Raw genomic sequence first — 17,502 nt, forward strand, 5'->3', positions numbered from 1 at the left:
TTGCAAACTCAGCCCCAAAGCTCAGGCTCCGGCGGCTCCACCACGCTGCCCTTGTAGCGCAGCGGCACATCGCGGTCTTCGGCCAGAAGCAGCGGGCCGTCAAGATCGACGTAATCGGCACCCTGGGCGACCAGCATCGCCGGCGCCATCGCCAGAGACGACCCCACCATGCAGCCGACCATCACGCCGAACCCCTCGGCGCGCGCCAGATCGCGCAGCTGCAGGGCCTCGGTCAGCCCGCCGGTCTTGTCCAGCTTGATGTTGATGACGTCGTATTTGCCGCGCAGGTTCAAAAGCCCGTCGCGGGTATGGCAGCTCTCATCGGCGCAGATCGGCACCAGCCGCTGGATATCCGACAGCGCCTCGTCCCCTGCCGCGGGCAGAGGTTGCTCGACCAGCGCGACGCCCAGCTTTTTCAACTCTGCCTGAATGTCGAGGAAAGTCTCGATCTCCCAGCCCTCATTCGCGTCGACGATGATCTTCGACTCCGGCGCGCCCTCGCGCACCGCGCGCAGACGCGGCATGTCCTCAGGCGTGCCGAGCTTGATCTTCAGAAGCGGGCGATGCGCATGCTCAGAGGCCGCCGCGCGCATCTTCTCCGGCTCGTCGAGCGACAGCGTATAGGCCGTCACCTGGCTCACGGGCTTGTCCAGCCCGGCAAGCTCCCAGACCGGAACGCCCTTCTTCTTCGCTTCCCAATCCCACAAAGCGCAATCGACCGCATTGCGGGCGGCGCCTGCAGGCAGCGCCTCTTGCAGCTCGGCGCGGGAAATCCCTTGCGGCAGGCTCTCGATCTGCGCGGTGACGCTGTCGAGGCTTTCGCCGTACCGCGCATAGGGCACGCATTCGCCCCGCCCCGTCACGCCCTCGCGCTCCAGCGTCACGCTCAGCACATGCGCCTCGGTGCGCGAACCGCGCGCGATGGTAAAGACCTGCGCCAGCTTGAACGTATCATGGCTCACCCGGATCATCCGCGCCCCCCTTCGACTTGGTGCAAATATCCCCGCCGGAGGCATCCGGCAGGGGTCACAAGCGAGACAATCAGATCGCGGCGAGCGCGTCTACCAGCTTGCCCGCACCGAAGCGGAACGGATCGGTGGCGGGCAGGCCCATTTCTTCCTCGACCTTCGCCAGATAGGCCTTGGCCTCGTCCTCGCCCATCTTCTGGGTGTTGACCGAGATGCCGACCACCTGACAGGCGGGATTGGCGACTTTCGCCAGCGCCAGCGCCATGTCGCTCAGCTCCTGCAGCGAGGGCAGCTTGTAGCCCGGCAGGCCGCGCATATGGGTGCGCGTCGGCTCATGGGCGAGGATCAGAGCGTCGGGCTGACCGCCATGGATCAGCGCCATCGTCACGCCCGAATAGGAGACGTGGAACAGGCTGCCCTGCCCCTCGATCAGGTCCCAGTGGTCGGAATCGTTGTCGGGCGTGAGGTATTCGATCGAGCCGGCCATGAAATCCGCAATCACGGCGTCGAGCGGCACCCCGTCGCCGGTGATCAGGATGCCGGTCTGGCCGGTCGCGCGGAACGTGGCCTTCATGCCGCGCTCGCGCATCTCGCGCTCCATGCAAAGCGCGGTATACATCTTGCCCGCCGAGCAATCGGTGCCCACGGCAAGGCAGCGCTTGCCCGCGCGCTTCTCGCCATTGGCGATCGGGTATTTCACCGCCGGGATGCGCACGTCATGCAGCTGACGCCCGCAGGCTTCGGCCACAGCGACCAGATCGGGCTCGTCGCGCAGCAGGTTGTGCAGGCCCGAGGCGAGGTCGAGTCCCTCTTCCAGCGCTTCCACCAGCACCTTCTTCCAGCTCTGCGAGATCACGCCGCCGCGGTTCGCGACGCCGATCACCAGCGTCTTGCAGCCCTTCGCAACGGCTTCTTTGATATCGAGATCCGGGATGCCCATGTCGGCTTGGCATCCCTCCATCCGGTACTGGCCGACGGCATATTCGGGCCGCCAGTCCTTGATCCCCTGCGCGACCTTCGCGGACAAGGGATCGGGGGCATCGCCCAGAAACAGTAGATAAGGGGTGTCGATCAGCGACATGCGTGTCTCCCTGTGGTCTGTGTTTTGTCTTGTTTGTTGATGATATTAGGGCGCGGCGCAAAAATTTCTTGGGGATTTCCGTGCAACATTTCCGGCAAAACGGAAGATCCTTCGGCAAAAGCGCCTATTCGCCGCAATTTCGCGCACCGCCCGGATTTCCAGATGCCAGCAATGCTGCAGCGCGGCCCTGATTCTGCGCTTGCAAAATTGCCTTGCATGAGGCCGCGCAACAATATACCCAATCCGCAACCCAAAACGTAACTTCCTTGCGAAAGGCCGCTTCATGAGCTTCCGCGTTCAACCCACGCCCCCTGCCCGCCCGAACCGCTGCCAGCTTTTCGGCCCCGGCTCGAACACCAAGCTCTTCCCGAAAATGGCCGCCTCCGCCGCCGACGTGATCAATCTCGACCTCGAGGATTCGGTCGCCCCCGACGACAAGGCGCAGGCGCGGCGCAATATCATTCAGGCCAGCCACGAGATCGACTGGGGCAATAAATACCTCTCGGTCCGCATCAACGGCCTCGACACGCCCTATTGGTATCGCGACGTGGTCGAACTGCTCGAAGAAGGCTCCGAGCGCATCGACCAGATCATGATCCCGAAAGTCGGCTGCGCGGCGGATGTCTATGCCGTCGACGCGCTGGTCACCGCGATCGAAACCGCGAAGGGCCGCAGCAAGAAAATCTCGCTCGAAGTCATCATCGAAAGCGCCGCCGGTCTCGCGCATGTCGAGGAAATCGCAGCATCTTCTCCGCGCCTGCAGGCGATGAGCCTCGGCGCCGCCGACTTCGCCGCCTCGATGGGCATGCAGACCACCGGCATCGGCGGGACGCAGGAAAACTACTACATGCTGCGCAATGGCGAGAAGCATTGGTCCGACCCGTGGCACTGGGCGCAGGCCGCGATCGTCGCCGCCTGCCGCACCCATGGCATCCTGCCGGTCGATGGCCCGTTCGGCGATTTCTCCGACGATGACGGCTTCCGCGCGCAGGCGCTGCGCTCGGCGACGCTCGGCATGGTGGGCAAATGGGCCATCCATCCCAAGCAGATTTCCCTTGCAAATGAAGTCTTTACGCCCTCTGATGAGGCCGTGACCGAGGCCCGTGAAATCCTCGCTGCGATGGAAGACGCCAAGGCACGCGGCGAGGGTGCGACCGTCTACAAAGGCCGTCTCGTCGACATTGCGTCAATCAAACAAGCCGAAGTGATTGTAAGACAAGCCGAAATGATTAAAGATTAAGCCGCGCGCGAACGAATCGCGGTACAGTTACCGAATCCCGGAGCGGTTGGGAGGGGAGGCCCGGCCGCATGAGGGAAAAGGAGCGCCCTGGCTTACGGCCGGGGCGTTTCCGTTTTTCTAGCGCCGGGCACCCCACGCAAACGCCATCTAGCCGCGCTGTGCGACGGCCCGATGACAGCTCTGCAAATCTCAGCGCCTCAGCCCTGCAGCGGCAATCGGATCTCCGTCAGCAAATCTTCCGGCTTCGTGTTCATCGGATCGTTGAGATAGACCTCGTAGGCCACGAGATCGCGATGCGCCATGCCCGATGCCGGGAACCACTCCTCGTCCAGCCAGCGATAAGCCTCGGGCAGTTGCTCATAGGGCCCCTTCACCGTCACCACCGCATATTTTCCGGCCGGATAGCGAATCTCCGCAAGCGGCGGGAAGATCACGAACCCCTCGCCCACCGCGAAACAGGCATGCGAGCGCAGCTCCTCCGCCGGCACTTTGCGCGGATTGTCGTGGCCTATCATCGCCGCGTGCTCGACTTCCGCCCAGGACGGCTCCGGGATCAGCGAGACAAGTTTCTGAAAGACCGGGCCCACCGACGGGTAAGGCCCTTTATGTGCCAGCCCGGCAAGCCGCACCGCTGGCATCTCTTTGATCTCGACTTCATACGCCAAATTAACCCTCATCCGGTTAAAGCGCGCGTTTCCTCAGTCAGTCTATCACCTCCCATCCGCCGCGCCTATGAGGCAAGCCGCCGCCGCTCGTGCAATCGGGACGCGCCCGCCATGCGCCACCCAGTTGCAATTCCCGAGCGTTGAAGACATTAAGGGCGCGAGTTTCCGGATGCGGAGTGATCCATGACCTATCTCGAATTCGAAAAGCCGCTGGCAGAGATCGAAGGCAAAGCCGAAGAGCTGCGCGCGCTGGCCCGGCAAAACGAAGAGATGGATGTCGACAAGGAAGCGTCAGCCCTCGACAAGAAGGCCGAGACGATGCTGCGCGACCTCTACAAAGACCTGTCGCCCTGGCGCAAATGTCAGGTCGCGCGCCATCCCGACCGTCCGCATTGCAAGGACTATATCGACCAGCTCTTCACCGAGTACACGCCGCTCGCGGGCGATCGCAACTTCGCCGACGATCACGCGGTGATGGGCGGCCTCGCCCGTCTCGGCGACAAGCCGGTGATGGTGATCGGCCACGAGAAGGGCAACGACACCGCAAGCCGCATCGAGCGCAACTTCGGCATGGCCCGCCCCGAGGGCTACCGCAAGGCGATCCGCCTGATGGACATGGCCGCCCGCTTCGGCCTGCCGGTCGTCGCCCTGATCGACACCCCCGGCGCCTATCCCGGCAAGGGCGCGGAAGAGCGCGGCCAGTCCGAAGCCATCGCCCGCTCGACCGAGAAATGCCTGCAGATCGGCGTGCCGCTGATCTCGGTCATCATCGGTGAAGGCGGCTCGGGCGGCGCCGTGGCCTTCGCCACCGGCGACCGTGTCGCGATGCTGGAACATTCCGTCTATTCGGTGATCTCGCCCGAAGGCTGCGCCTCGATCCTGTGGAAGGATTCCGAGAAGATGCGCGAAGCCGCCGAGGCGCTGCGCCTGACCGCGCAGGACCTCAAGAAGCTCGGCGTGATCGACCGTATCATCTCCGAACCGATGGGCGGCGCACAGCGCGACGCCACGGCGACCATCGCCTCGGTCGGCTCGGAAATCTCGCTGATGCTGGCAGAGCTGGAGGGCCAGAAGCCCGCCGATCTGATCAAGGCACGCCGCAAGAAGTTCCTCGACATGGGCACGAAGGGGCTTTCGGCCTAAACCGAAGAAGCCCCCGCGCATTCCGAACCGGCTTCACGCCGGTTCCGCCTGCCTGCGCATCAGCCCCGCCCCCAGCGCGAGCGCGATAATGACCGCGCCGTAAATCTCGGTGGTCAGCCGCAGCCCCAGTTCCGGCACCGCCAGACCCGCCAGCACCGCAGGCACCCCGAAGGCCGAGTAAGCCAGCGTGAACAGTGCCGCGAACAGCCCGCCACGCTCGTCCGGTGCGGCCAGCGGCGCGAGCGAGCGCAACACCCCCGCAAAGCAGGTGCCGAAGCCGATCCCCGCGATGAAGACGCTCGCGAGATAGAGCGCGAAACTCCCCGTCGCGAGCGCCGCGAGCGACAGCACCGTGCCCAGCACCAGCCCGTCCGTCCCCAGAAGCGCGATACGGCGCGGGGCCAGATTGCGCGTCGCATAGCACGAGGCCGCTCCGGTCCCCGACAGGAGCGCGACGATCGCACCCTGCGCCAGCGCGGTGTGAACCTCGAAGACCTGCGCCACGATCGGCGCCCCCAGCGACAGGAACAGCGAGCCGGTTCCCCACCCCGCCAGCACCGCGGGCGCACCGCGCCGGAAAGCCGCACGGATATGGGGCGGCACAGAAACCTGCGGGCGCAGCGAGGCCAGCGTCCCCGCGTGGCGCGGCGCGGTTTCCGGCGGCAGCCAGACCAGCAGGGCCAGCACGCCATAGACGACCGCCAGACCAAGGAAAGTCGCGACGCGCGGCGCAGGCGCGTAGGCCAGCAACGCCCCGCCCGCAAGTGCCCCGGCCGCCAGCCCCGCCAAGGGCGCGACCGCATTCCAGACCGCCGCGAGACCGGGCCGCGCGGGCGGCTCGTGATCGGTCGAGCTCGCGCTCAGGGTCGAGATCAGCAGGCCGCTCGCCATGCCCTGCAACACCCGTGCCAGCAGCAGCGTCATCGCCGTATCCGCCCAGAGAAATTCGAGCATCCCGAGCGCAAGCAGCACGAAGCCCACCGACAGGACGGGCCGCCGTCCGAGATGATCGGAGAGCCGCCCGAAGACCAGCAAGGTTATCAGAAGCGCCCCGGCATAGATCGCGAAGATCCCCGTCATCATCGCCGAGGAAAAGCCGATCTGCGCCTGCAGGACCGGGTAGAAGGGCGACGGCGCGCTCGCGCCCGCCAACATCAGAACGAGCCCCGTGATTGCCAGCACGAAGCCTGCCGGGCTCCGCGCGGGCGGATTTGGAGATGCGGCGCGCGGGCCAAAATCCGTGTCGTCGGTCATCGCTGTCTCCTGATGCGATTGGTTCGAAAATTGTCGAACCTCCACATACTCGACAGGACGCATGGTTCAAGTATTATCGAACCATGAGCACGCCCCCCGAACTCCCGCATCCCCCCGCTGACTCGCTGTCTCTGTCGCAGGTGCTCTTCGCGCTCAGCGACCCGGCGCGGCGCGAAATCGCCCGCAACCTGCGCGACGGCCCGCTCGAAGCGGCGGCCTGCAGCGCCGTTGCCGCGGATGTCCCGAAGTCGACGAAATCTCACATTCTCAAGGTTTTGCGGGAATCCGGCGTGATCCGGAACGAACCGAACCCGAACGGCCGCGGCCGCCTGCTCACCCTGCGCCGGGACGACCTCGAAGCGCGCTTCCCCGGCCTGATCGACCCGATCCTCGACGCCGATCTGCGCGAGAGCTGATCACGCCAACGTGTTCCCGCGCCCGCGTCCATCAGCGCAGCCGCCCCCCTTCGCCTTGGCAAAAATATCCCCGCCGGAGGCACCCTCCGGCGCGACCCGCTCAGGGCTTAGGCAGCTCGAACCCGGCCTCCGCCATCAGCGCATCCGAGTGCGGCTCCACCACCGCCTCGACCGCCGCCAGCGTCTCGGAGGCGGAGCCCGCCGCTTCGATCACCGGCAGGAACTCGGTCACCGCCACGCCCGACCGGATCGGCCAGCCGCGCTTGCTCCAGAACAGGCCCGCATTGGTCGCGGCGGGCACCACCGGCAGCTTCGTGGCCTCCGCCACCACGCCCACGCCCTGCTTGTAACGGCGCCTCTCGCCCGGCGGCACGCGGGTGCCCTCGGGATAGATGATCAGCTGCCCCAGCCCATGCGTCGCGCGCGCCTCTTCGACCGCGCCCAGCATCACCTTCATCGCCTCCGACCCCTTGGAACGGTCGATCGGGATGCAGCCCGCCTTATGCGCGAACCATCCCATGACCGGCACGTTCAACAGGGCCTTCTTCATCACGAAGGCCCGGCGCGGCAGGTGATTTGCGAGGATCAGAATGTCGAAAAAGCTCTGATGCTTGGCCGCGACGATGCAGTCGCCCTCGGGCGGCGTGCCGCGCAGCTCATAGCGCAGCCCCAGATAGACCCGCGCCATATCCAGCAGATGCTGCGTCCAGATTCCGGCGGTGCGATGCACACCGGCCCGCCCCTTGGGCAGCACCTGAAACACAAGGCCCCAGGCCCCGATCAGCACCGTCGCGATCGAGATGTGAACGTAGTAAAGCCCGGTCATCACATGGGTCAGCGGCGTGACCTTTCCGGGGCGGCGCGAAGGGTCGGACATCAGCGAAGTCTCCTGAGCATACGCAGCGCGGCGAAACGGGTGGCGGCAAAGGCCACGATCGCGGCGATCGGCGGAATGATCAATGGCCAGAGCCATGCAGCCCCGGAAAAGCCCAAACCGGTGAGGAAGCCGCCCGCAGCCTCGGTCGAGGGCAGCAGCGCCACCGCGAGCATCCCCAAGACCGTGCCCGCCACCGCGCCGATCAGCCCGCGCGTGGTGAAGCGGCGCACGAAGGCCCGCGCGATGAAGGCGTCTTTCGCCCCCACCAGCCGCAGCGTCGCGATCACCTGACCGTTGGCGGCCAGCGCGGCCTGTGCGGCCAGCGTGATCATCCCTGCCATCGCGCCGAAGATCAGCAGAAGCGACAGCAGGCCCAGCGTGCGGATACGCTCCGCCGCCGCCACCAGCGGACGCCGCCAGCGGGTATGGTCGTCGAAGATCGCGCCGGGCGCTTCGGCCTGCAGCCGCAGCCGCAGCCCCTCGGCATCGACGCCCGCGCCGGTCTCGGTCACCGCGATCAGCTTCGGCAGCGGCAGCGCATCCACCGGCAGATCGGGGCCGAACCACGGCTTCAGCAGCCCCTTCATCTCGTCATCGCCCATCACCCGCGACGAGGCGACTCCCGGCGTCGTCTTCAGCACTTCCTGCACGGCGGCGACCTGCGCATCCATCTGCTCGGGCGGGGCGGAGATGCGGATCGTGGCCGAGCGCGCGAGGCTATCCGCCCAGCGATCGGCAAGCCTCCCGGTCGCCAGCGACAGCGCCAGCGCGAAGACCGCAAGGAAGGCCATCGCGGCCGCGGTGAACAGCGTCAACCGCGCGGTGAACCCGGTCGGCGGCACGACCCGATCCGGTCCGTTCGTCTCGGAGGCGAATGTCAGCATGGTCAGCTTCACAGATCGGCCCCCGCCGTATGCAGATGGCGCTTCGCGATGCGCAGAACCCGCGCCGAAACCTGCGGCTTCGCCTGCCGGATCAGGTTCAGGTCGTGGGTCGCGATCACCACCGTCTTGCCCATCTTGTTCAGCTCGACCAGCAGCGACAGCAGCCGCAGCGACATCTCCCAATCGAGGTTCCCGGTCGGCTCGTCGGCGAGGATCACATCGGGCGACATGATGACCGCGCGGGCCAGAGCGACGCGTTGCCGCTCCCCGCCCGACAGTTGCGGCGGCAGCGCATTCGCCTGCCGTTTCAGCCCGACCCAAGCCAGCAATTCGCGCAGCTGGGTCATGTCGGGCGTACGGCGATTGACCGTCATCGGCAGCGCCACGTTCTCTTCGACCGAAAGGTGATCGAGGAACTGGCAGTCCTGATGAACGACGCCGATGCGCTGGCGCAGCCCGGCGATTTCGTCCCGGTTCATCTCGCGCACATCCTTGCCGAACAGCGACAAATGCCCCGCCGTCGGCAGCAATTCCGCGTAGCATAATTTGAGAAATGTGGTCTTCCCGGCCCCCGACGGTCCGGTCAGAAAATGGAATGACCCAGGGGCAAGCGTCAGGGACATATCGCTAAGGAGCTCCGCCCCGCTATAGCTCATCGCCACATTTTGCAGCTCGATCACTGCCAGCCCCTCTACTTGGTGCGCGCTTCGCGAATTAAGTGGCCCAAATCATTTGGACATTCCGCCCGCGCTTGCTACAACATAAGACAGTGGTTGGCCAGAACGGCAAAACGCCAACACGGGCAGGGATGGGACAATATGCGGTTGGTTTGCCCCAATTGCGGTGCGCAATACGAAGTGGATGACGCTGTCATCCCAGATGGCGGACGGGATGTGCAATGCTCCAATTGCGGGCACGGCTGGTTCCAGCCGAGCAAGGATATGCTCTCTGCCGAGCCCGAAACCACAACCGCAGCGCCCCCGCCCGAAGGTTGGGATCTCGACGCCGAGACGGAGGCCGAGGCAGAGGCTGCGCCTGAGGAGACTGAGGCAGAGGTGACGGCGGAGACGCCCACCGAATCCGAGGCCGTTTCCGAACCCGAGCAACCCTCCGAACCCGAACATGTTTCCGAGCCCGAACCGCTGCCCGAACCAGAGCAGCAACCCGAGCCCGAAGCCGCAACGCCCCTGCCCGAGCCCGAGCCGGTCGTGACGCCTCCGGAGACGGACGACACGGATGCCGCCATTGCGGCGATGGTCTCGACGGCGGAGCCCGAGGAACGCGAAGACGACGACGAGGAGGACGAGCCGGGCCTCGGCCCCGCCCCGCGTGTCGGCGCCACCCCGCGCAAACCGCTCGATGACGGGCTGCTGTCGATCCTGCGCGAAGAGGCCGAGCGCGAAGCCGCGCAGCGCCGCGCCGAAGGCTCGAGCGAGCTGGAGACGCAAGACGAATTGAACCTCGAAGAGCGCGAGACTAGCGAAGACGCGGAACGCGCCGCCGAGGCCGCCACCGCCGATCTGGCGCGCCGCCGCAAGGGCGCGCAGGACTTCTCCGATCTCAGCGAGTCGGAAGAGGATCGCGTGGCCGACCTGCTCGGCGAGGACGACGAAGACATGCACACGATGCGCGGGCGCGAACGGCTGCCCGACATCGACGAGATCAATTCGACCCTCACCGCGACCTCGGATCGCGAGGGCGACAGCGTGGCCGAATTCTCGCCGGAGATGGCGCGCCGCCGCCGCTCGGGCTTCAGCCGCGGCTTCATCTTCGTGATGGCGATCACCGCGATACTGGCGCTGCTCTATGCCTTCGCGCCGGACATCGCCGCGAAGGTCCCGGTACTGAAATCGCCGCTGACGCAATATGTCGTCGCGGTGGACGAGGGGCGCATCTGGCTCGACGACCAGTTGCAGATCCTGACGCATCGCCTCTCGCCCGAAGCGACCTCGGACGGCTTCACCGAATAAGTTTTCCTAATAATCTGCCGCCGCGCATAAGTTGAACTTATGGGCGCGCGGCGTCAGCCCGCATTCGAGAACTGATCGAGCAGCCGCTTGAGGTAGTCGAGCTCTTCCTCGGGGCGCAGACGATCGGCCGAGCGGCGGCGGATTTCATCGAGCAGATCCTGCGCCCGGCGATAGACATCCTCGCCGTTGAGCATCTGACGATCCGTGCCAAGCTGGTTGCCCTCGCCCTGCGCGCGGCCGAGCGGATCGCGCGGCATCTCGCGCCCGCCCAGTTGCCCGGGTTGGCCCGCCTGCTGATTGCCCTGCTGTCCGGGCTGCTGACCGTCGCGGCGCGCCTGTTCGTTGCGCATCGCCTCGCCCAACGCGCGCATCCCTTCGCGCAGCGCCTCGATCGCGTCAGCCTGACGGTCGATCGCCGCCGAATTGTCGCCCTCGCGCAGCGCTTCCTCGGCCTGATCCATTGCGCGCCCGGCGTCGTCGAAACGCTTCTCGGCCTGCTGGCCCGCCTCGTTGCCGAAGCCCGGCAGCAGCCCGCGCTGGCGGTCGAGTTCGCGGCGCAGTGCGCGCTGGCGATCCGCGAGGCTTTGACCATCCACGCCGCCCTGCCCGCCGTTCACGCCGGGCTGGTCGCCCTGCCCCTGACCGTCGCGCTGCGCCTGCCCGTCCTGGCCTTGGCCCTGACCGGGCTGGTCGCCGGGCTGCTGGCCCTGACCTTGTTGGCCTTGCTCGCCCTGCTGGCCTTGTTGACCGTCCTGACCCTGCTGCTGGCCCTGTTGTCCTTGCTGACCTTGCTGGCCCTGCCGACCGTTCTCGGCCTGCTGCTGGCGCTCCTCCGGGGTCATGAACTGGTCCTGCAGGTCGCGGAACGCATCGTCGGACAGCTCCTGCTGCTTGCGCAGCGTATCTTGCATGTCGCGCATCGCCTGACCGCCCGGCATGTCGCCCTGACCGCCCTGCCCTTGCTGGACCTTGAGGTTCTCCATCATCCGCGCGAGCTGGTCGAGCAGCTCCTGCGCCTCGGCCATCCGGCCCTCCTCCATCAGCTTCTGGATCTGGTCCATCATCTGCTGGATCTGGTCGCCGGTGATCTGCTGGCCCTGCTGCGGCTGCTGACCGAATTGCGGGCCCTGTTCCTGCTCCTGCGAGCGCTCGGCAAGCATCCGGATGTAATTGTCGGTCGCCTCTTTCAGCTCCTGCATGAGCTTGGCGATCTCGTCCTTCGAGGCGCCGTTGCGGATCGCCTCGGAGAGCTTTTCCTGCGCCTTCTGCATCGCGGCCAGCGCATCCGCCAAGCCGCCATCCTCGACCAGCTCCGCCATCTTCCACAGCGCCTCGGCAATCTCGTCGCGGGCCTCGGAGGACAGGTCGGGATCGTCGAGCCGCCCGATCACGAGGCGGATCATCAGATACACGTCCTCGCGCTTGATGAAGCCTTCGTGGCGGTTCGAGATCGCCCGCAGAAGCTGATCGGCATAGGAGCGATTGTCGCGCGACCACAGCAGATCCCGACGCACTTCGATCAGGGCAGAGGCGAGCGGGTCGAAGAAGCGCTTGCCGGGCAGGATGATCTCCTGCGTGCCGGAAGTGCCGGTCTGGCCGCGCCCGTCCTCGACATCCAGCGTCAGTTTCACCGGCAGATTCGCCCAAGGATGCTTCGCGGCATCCTCGACGAGGCTCTCGGTGAAATCGGCCCGCGATCCGGAAATCGGCAGCGGCAGATCATAGATCAGATCGTCGCGCGGCTCGGGCGGGATTTGCAGACCGTAGCGGCGATCGACCTTCGCCAGATCGAGCGAAATCACCGCATGGCCCTTGGTCACGGCATAATCGTCCTGCGCAGTGAAGGGCAGGCTCAGCTTGCCATCGGCGCGGCGATCCGGCGTGCCAGCCAGCGCGACCGAGGGCGCCTCGTCGGGGCGCACCACCACGTTGAAGCGCCGCGCGGCGGGGCCTTTGAACTCCAGAAGCCCGTCGCGGACGGCCTCGAATTCGCGGGTCTCGATGCCGCTGGCGGTTTGCGCCGCACCCTGTTCGGGCAGCGCGGCCGGGTTCGAGACGCTCTCGGAAAAGCCAATCGCGCCGGACGCGCCATACAGCCGGATCGAGAAGCGGGTGCCTTCGGGCACGATCAGCTCGTCGCCCTCGACCTTGTTCAGATAGAGCCCCGGCTTGCCGGTATAGCGCGGCGGCGCGGCCCAGCCTTCCCAGCTTGGCCCCATCGCGGCCTCGGCAGAGCCCGCCGGCGTCGGCAGCCCCTCGGTCGGATGCAAGAGCCGCTGCGGCACGCCGAAGATCACCGCGACGACCAAGGCCGTCAGCGCGGTCAGACGCAGCGCGTAGGGATCGCGGCGGGCGAGATCGGGTTTCGGACGCGGCGCGCGGGCGGCCTGCGCGGCCTTGGCCATGCGCCGCAGATGCGCCATCCAGAGCGCGCGGGCGGCGGGATCGTTCTGCCCCAGCGCCATCTCGTCGGTCAGCGCGGAAAGCGGGCGGCCCGGCAGCGTCGCATCGAGCCGCGCGATCGCATCCGTGCGGCGCGGCCAGCGCATCCGCCACGCGCCCCATGCCAGCGCGGCGAGCGACGAGATCAGCGCAACCAGCCAGAACCAGCGCCCGCCCGGGCCCAGATAGGCGGGCAGCGCGAAGGCGATGGCGGTGGCGATCAGCGCGAGAACGGAGAGAAGCGGCCAGAAGGCGCGCAGCCCCCGCTCGACGATCATGCCGGCATGAGTGAGCGCAATAGGCCGGGAGAGCGGGGCCAGAGCGGCCTGCCCGTCCTCCTTCGTCGCCGCGTCGCGCGAAGCTTTGCTGAACCAGTTCCTGACCGGCATACTCTCCCTATCCGTCGGCCCCGATTCCCTTCCTACGGATCAGAGCCACTCCGGGATCGTATCGCGGGAGAGCATTTCCTCAAAGCTCGGTCTTGCCCGAATGAGAGCGAATTCGCCGCCGCGCACCAGAACCTCGGGGATCAGCGGGCGCGAATTATATTCCGACGACATGACCGCGCCGTAGGCCCCCGCCGAGCGGAAGGCGACCAGATCGCCCGGGCCGAGCGGCGTCAGATTGCGCGCCTTGGCGAAGGTGTCGCCGGTCTCGCAAACCGGGCCGACGATGTCGAAAGGCGCGGATTCGGTGCCCGGCGCGGCTTCGATCACCGGGACGATGTCGTGATGCGCGCCATACATCGAGGGCCGCACGAGGTCGTTCATCGCCGCGTCGAGAATGAGGAAATCGCGCCCCTCGCCCTCTTTCAGCCAGATCACCGAGGTGACCAACAGCCCGGCATTTCCCGAAATCAGGCGGCCCGGTTCGATCTCGATCTCGCAGCCCAGATCGCCGACGGTGCGCTGAATCACCTGCCCGTATTCGATGGGCAGCGGCGGGGCGGAGTTCGACCGCTCGTAGGGAATGCCAAGACCGCCGCCAAGGTCGAGACGGCGGATATCGTGGCCATCTGCGCGCAGCGCCTCGGTCAGTTCGCGGACCTTGAGGAAGGCGGCCTCGAAAGGCTCCAGATCGGTCAGCTGCGAGCCGATATGCACGTCGATGCCCACGACCTCGATGCCGGGCAACTGGGCCGCCTCGGCATAGACCGCGCGGGACTTGGCGATCGGAATGCCGAACTTGTTCTCGGATTTGCCGGTCGCGATTTTCTCATGAGTTTTTGCGTCCACATCCGGGTTCACCCGCAGCGCGATCGGCGCGGTGACGCCCATCGACGCGGCGATTTCCGAGATCGCCAGCAGCTCCGGCTCGGATTCGACGTTGAACTGGCGGATACCGTTCTCGAGGACGTAAGCGATCTCCTCGCGGGTCTTGCCCACGCCCGAGAAGACAACGCGATCCCCCGGCACGCCAGCCGCCCGCGCCCGGCGATATTCGCCGCCCGAGACCACATCCATCCCCGCGCCCATATCGCCCAGAACTTTCAGCACCGCGAGGTTCGAGTTCGACTTAATCGCGAAGCAGATCAGGTGATCGGTCCAGCCAAGCGCCTCTTCGAACAGCTTGAAATGGCGCTCCAGCGTCGCGGTCGAATAGACGTAGAAAGGCGTGCCGATAGCGGCCGCGATCTCGGGGATCGGCACATCCTCTGCATGAAGGACGCCGTCGCGATAGAGGAAATGATCCATGAGAGGTCTCGATTACTGGGACTGGTTACCATCCGCCTCGGACGGCGGGACGGGCGGGCCGTCGACACCGCAGGCGGCGAGCGAGAGAAGAAGCGTCAGGGCGAGGGTCAGGGTCTTGGTCATGGGGTCACCGAAAGGGTCATGATGCCAACGCGCGCCGTCGCGGCGGGATAAACTTTGATGCCGTCACGGTTGATGCCGACATGTGTGTGTAGCTCCGGATCGGCGGCACAGGCGCCAAGCAGACCGATCAGCAGGAACGGAGCCGCGAATTTCATCCAAGCTGTTCCTTCCAGCGAGCGATCTGCGCGCGCACCTGATCGGGCGCGGTTCCGCCGTAAGATTGGCGCGAGGCGACCGAGTTGTGAACCCCGAGCACGTCGAAGACGCTCTCGGTGATCGCCGGATTGATCGACTGCATCTGCTCGAGGCTCAGATCGGGGAGATCGCAGCCTTTTTCCTCGGCCATCGCGACCAGCGAGCCGGTGACGTGGTGAGCGTCGCGGAAGGGCAGCCCCGCCTCGCGCACCAGCCAGTCGGCCAGATCGGTCGCGGTCGAGAACCCGCCCGAAGCCGCAGCCTCCAGCTTGTCCGCGTTCACCGTCATATCGCCGATCATCCCCGCCATCGCGGCAAGCGCGAGCATCAAGTTGTCGGCGGCGTCGAAGACCTGCTCCTTGTCTTCCTGCATGTCCTTGGAATAGGCGAGCGGCAGCCCCTTCATCACGGTGAACAGCGCGACCGAGGCCCCGAGGATGCGCCCGATCTTGGCGCGGATCAGCTCTGCCGCGTCCGGGTTGCGCTTTTGCGGCATGATCGAAGAGCCCGTCGACCACTTGTCCGACATCGCCACGAAGCGGAACTGCGCCGAGGACCAGATCACCAGCTCTTCGGCGAGGCGCGACATGTGGACCGCGCAGATCGACCCGGCCGAGAGGAATTCCAGCGCGAAATCGCGATCCGACACCGCGTCGAGCGAGTTCGCCATCGGCCGGTCGAAGCCCAGCGCCTCGGCCGTCGCGTGGCGGTCGATCGGAAATCCCGTGCCGGCAAGCGCCGCAGCCCCCAGCGGGCATTCGTTCATCCGTTTGCGCGCGTCTTCAAAGCGGGATTTGTCGCGCGCGAACATCTCGACATAGGCCATCATGTGATGGCCGAAGGTCACCGGCTGCGCGGTCTGCAGATGGGTGAAGCCGGGCATGACCCAATCGGCGCCGTCTTCGGCCCGGGTCAGCGCAGCGCGGATCAGCGTGTCGAGACCCGAGATCGCGGCGTCGCATTGCTCGCGGACCCAGAGGCGGAAATCGGTCGCGACCTGATCGTTGCGCGACCGCGCCGTGTGCAGCCGCCCCGCCGGTTCGCCGATGACTTCCTTCAGCCGCGCCTCGACATTCATGTGGATGTCCTCGAGCGCGGTCGAGAAGGGAAATCCGCCCGCTTCGATTTCTGACAAAACCGTGAGCAAACCTTCTCCGATCACCTCGGCGTCCTTATCACTAATGATGCCTTGCGCGGCGAGCATCGCGGCGTGGGCTCGGCTGCCGCGGATGTCCTGCGCGTAGAGCCGCTGGTCATACCCGATCGAGGCGTTGATCGCCTCCATGATCGCGTCAGGTCCCGCGGCGAAACGCCCGCCCCACATCGCGTTGGAGGACTTGTTCTCGTCGGTCTGATCGGTCATGGTCTGAGGCCCTTGCTAGGAGGCTATATGTTACGGTTTCTCGTCCTTTATACGGCGCTGGCGCTGGGTGCAAATGTTGCGCAGGCCGCGGATCTAGATGCGGTGAAATCGGGGCAGATGGAATCCCTCGTCACCTATGACGAACCGCTGCCGCTGCCGCCCTTCACGGTGACCGATGAAAGCGGCGAAGAGCATTCGATGAAAGATTTCGAAGGCAAGGTGGTGCTGATCAACTTCTGGGCGACGTGGTGCCCGCCCTGCCGCGAGGAAATGCCCTCGCTGAATGCGCTGCAAAAAGAGTTCGGCGAGAATGGGTTTCAGGTGATGACGATTGCCACGGGCGGCTCGAACTCGCCCGAGAAAGTCGCCGCCTTCTTCGACAAGGAAGGCATCGACGCCCTGCCCCGCTTCCACGACGACGCCAATTTCGCCGCCCGCGCGATGGGCGTTCTTGGGCTTCCGGTCTCGATTCTGGTCGACAAGAACGGCCATGAGGTCGGCCGGATGATCGGCGGCGCGGAATGGGATTCGCCCGAGGCGAAGAAGGTCATTGAGGCGCTGATCGACGAGAAGTAAGCGCAGAGTTGCGTGACTGCCGCGGGCGTTTGCCACCGGGCCGGTTTTCCGTTGCCGCCCGTTCTTCGATCGCATCCCGCGCAACCGGTTCCGCGTGTCGAAACATTCTGCAGAGCCCGGCTTCCGGGCTGCACCTGAACTTCCAGCCACGTCTCTGCCCGCGCGAACCATGTTCTACACGGTTCTACGCAGATTGTTTTCCTTGGCGCTCGGGTCTGCCAAGCCTCACGCTGCGCTTCTCCCCGCGCGCAGGTAGCGCCCTAGCCAATGTTCGATCTCTTCTGACAGGGCCAGGATGGCCTCAAGACGCCCTTTGATATCGTCATGGAAACTGTCGAGCTGGTCGATCGTAGCCGCGAGGCCGCCATTTGCATCCCGCATGCGCCCACACTCGACGCGCCCAAGGACGCGGATCGTGTCGAGCCCGAGCAACTGGCGACGAATGTCTCGGCTTTGGTTCATCATATCGTCGGCGAGTTCGGCCGCTTGACGCATCGCGGCATTCGCATCGGCAGTGCCTTTGGTGACGAGCGACTGCAGCAAAGCGCGTTCGTCCTCTCGAGGCTGATCATTCTGCACCTCTTCGCCCATGAAGTTGGTACTCATTTCGT

General features: G+C 65.8%; 17 protein-coding genes. 5 read left to right on the top strand and 12 right to left on the bottom strand.

The features are described 5' to 3' along the window. Nucleotides 1-8: 8 nt before the first annotated feature. Both dgcA and dgcN read right to left on the bottom strand, forming a co-directional pair. The gene (gene dgcA / locus AC2TZ7_RS19425; RefSeq protein ID WP_489865437.1) at nucleotides 9-971 is read right to left on the bottom strand and encodes an N-acetyl-D-Glu racemase DgcA; all 963 of its coding nucleotides are present in this window, start codon (nucleotides 969-971) and stop codon (nucleotides 9-11) included. Nucleotides 972-1,041: 70 nt separating this feature from the next. Further along, nucleotides 1,042-2,043, bottom strand: a complete 1,002-nt coding sequence (gene dgcN, locus AC2TZ7_RS19430; protein ID WP_489866849.1) for an N-acetyltransferase DgcN — start codon at nucleotides 2,041-2,043, stop codon at nucleotides 1,042-1,044. 289 nt (nucleotides 2,044-2,332) lie between these two features. On the opposite strand from dgcN, the gene AC2TZ7_RS19435 reads away from it, so the two are divergent. Continuing rightward, nucleotides 2,333-3,289, top strand: coding sequence for an L-malyl-CoA/beta-methylmalyl-CoA lyase (locus tag AC2TZ7_RS19435; RefSeq protein WP_489865438.1), 957 nt, complete (start codon nucleotides 2,333-2,335; stop codon nucleotides 3,287-3,289). Nucleotides 3,290-3,486: 197 nt separating this feature from the next. On the opposite strand, the gene AC2TZ7_RS19440 is transcribed toward AC2TZ7_RS19435, so the two are convergent. Then, a complete protein-coding gene (locus AC2TZ7_RS19440; protein WP_489865439.1) occupies nucleotides 3,487-3,954 on the bottom strand; it encodes an AraC family transcriptional regulator in 468 nt (155 codons plus the stop codon). A gap of 183 nt (nucleotides 3,955-4,137) precedes the next feature. On the opposite strand from AC2TZ7_RS19440, the gene AC2TZ7_RS19445 reads away from it, so the two are divergent. Beyond that, on the top strand, nucleotides 4,138-5,097 hold the full coding sequence (locus AC2TZ7_RS19445; protein WP_489865440.1) for an acetyl-CoA carboxylase carboxyltransferase subunit alpha: 960 nt from the start codon (nucleotides 4,138-4,140) through the stop codon (nucleotides 5,095-5,097). Nucleotides 5,098-5,130: 33 nt separating this feature from the next. On the opposite strand, the gene AC2TZ7_RS19450 is transcribed toward AC2TZ7_RS19445, so the two are convergent. Further along, nucleotides 5,131-6,351 carry an MFS transporter gene (locus AC2TZ7_RS19450; protein ID WP_489865441.1) on the bottom strand — a complete coding sequence of 407 codons (1,221 nt, stop codon included), beginning with the start codon at nucleotides 6,349-6,351 and terminating at the stop codon, nucleotides 5,131-5,133. Nucleotides 6,352-6,434: 83 nt separating this feature from the next. Here AC2TZ7_RS19450 and AC2TZ7_RS19455 point away from each other — a divergent pair, with 83 nt between their 5' ends. Next, the gene (locus AC2TZ7_RS19455) at nucleotides 6,435-6,767 is read left to right on the top strand and encodes an ArsR/SmtB family transcription factor (protein WP_078569839.1); all 333 of its coding nucleotides are present in this window, start codon (nucleotides 6,435-6,437) and stop codon (nucleotides 6,765-6,767) included. Between the two features lie 100 nt (nucleotides 6,768-6,867). On the opposite strand, the gene AC2TZ7_RS19460 is transcribed toward AC2TZ7_RS19455, so the two are convergent. From AC2TZ7_RS19460 to AC2TZ7_RS19470, 3 genes are read right to left on the bottom strand one after another with little or no spacing between them, the layout of a single operon-like run. Continuing rightward, on the bottom strand, nucleotides 6,868-7,644 hold the full coding sequence (locus tag AC2TZ7_RS19460) for a lysophospholipid acyltransferase family protein (RefSeq protein ID WP_489865442.1): 777 nt from the start codon (nucleotides 7,642-7,644) through the stop codon (nucleotides 6,868-6,870). Beyond that, the gene (locus AC2TZ7_RS19465; RefSeq protein ID WP_489866850.1) at nucleotides 7,644-8,528 is read right to left on the bottom strand and encodes a cell division protein FtsX; all 885 of its coding nucleotides are present in this window, start codon (nucleotides 8,526-8,528) and stop codon (nucleotides 7,644-7,646) included. Before AC2TZ7_RS19465 ends, AC2TZ7_RS19460 begins: the two co-directional genes overlap by 1 nt. 8 nt (nucleotides 8,529-8,536) lie before the next feature. After that, complete coding sequence (locus AC2TZ7_RS19470) at nucleotides 8,537-9,208, bottom strand: cell division ATP-binding protein FtsE (RefSeq protein ID WP_078542197.1); 672 nt, start codon at nucleotides 9,206-9,208, stop codon at nucleotides 8,537-8,539. Between the two features lie 138 nt (nucleotides 9,209-9,346). Here AC2TZ7_RS19470 and AC2TZ7_RS19475 point away from each other — a divergent pair, with 138 nt between their 5' ends. Next, nucleotides 9,347-10,498, top strand: coding sequence for a zinc-ribbon domain-containing protein (locus AC2TZ7_RS19475; RefSeq protein ID WP_489865443.1), 1,152 nt, complete (start codon nucleotides 9,347-9,349; stop codon nucleotides 10,496-10,498). A gap of 53 nt (nucleotides 10,499-10,551) precedes the next feature. On the opposite strand, the gene AC2TZ7_RS19480 is transcribed toward AC2TZ7_RS19475, so the two are convergent. The 4 genes from AC2TZ7_RS19480 to argH form a co-directional block, all read right to left on the bottom strand. Continuing rightward, on the bottom strand, nucleotides 10,552-13,329 hold the full coding sequence (locus AC2TZ7_RS19480) for a DUF4175 domain-containing protein (protein ID WP_489865444.1): 2,778 nt from the start codon (nucleotides 13,327-13,329) through the stop codon (nucleotides 10,552-10,554). 39 nt (nucleotides 13,330-13,368) lie between these two features. Next, entirely contained in the window at nucleotides 13,369-14,634 is a 1,266-nt protein-coding gene (gene lysA / locus AC2TZ7_RS19485; RefSeq protein ID WP_489865445.1) for a diaminopimelate decarboxylase, read from the bottom strand. Nucleotides 14,635-14,753: 119 nt separating this feature from the next. Beyond that, nucleotides 14,754-14,912: a hypothetical protein gene (locus AC2TZ7_RS19490; protein WP_165756994.1), complete on the bottom strand. Its 159-nt coding sequence runs from the start codon at nucleotides 14,910-14,912 to the stop codon at nucleotides 14,754-14,756. Further along, nucleotides 14,909-16,315, bottom strand: a complete 1,407-nt coding sequence (gene argH / locus AC2TZ7_RS19495; RefSeq protein ID WP_489865446.1) for an argininosuccinate lyase — start codon at nucleotides 16,313-16,315, stop codon at nucleotides 14,909-14,911. The genes AC2TZ7_RS19490 and argH overlap by 4 nt, the downstream gene beginning before the upstream one ends. Before the next feature lie 27 nt (nucleotides 16,316-16,342). Between argH and AC2TZ7_RS19500 the strand changes: the two genes are divergently transcribed. After that, nucleotides 16,343-16,891 (top strand): TlpA family protein disulfide reductase, encoded by a 549-nt coding sequence (locus AC2TZ7_RS19500; protein ID WP_489865447.1) that lies wholly within the window; start codon nucleotides 16,343-16,345, stop codon nucleotides 16,889-16,891. 225 nt (nucleotides 16,892-17,116) lie between these two features. Here AC2TZ7_RS19500 and AC2TZ7_RS19505 read toward each other — a convergent pair whose 3' ends face one another. Then, nucleotides 17,117-17,482: a hypothetical protein gene (locus tag AC2TZ7_RS19505; protein ID WP_489865448.1), complete on the bottom strand. Its 366-nt coding sequence runs from the start codon at nucleotides 17,480-17,482 to the stop codon at nucleotides 17,117-17,119. Between the last annotated feature and the right edge of the window lie 20 nt (nucleotides 17,483-17,502).

The organism is Thioclava sp. ISO4 (assembly GCF_058105145.1).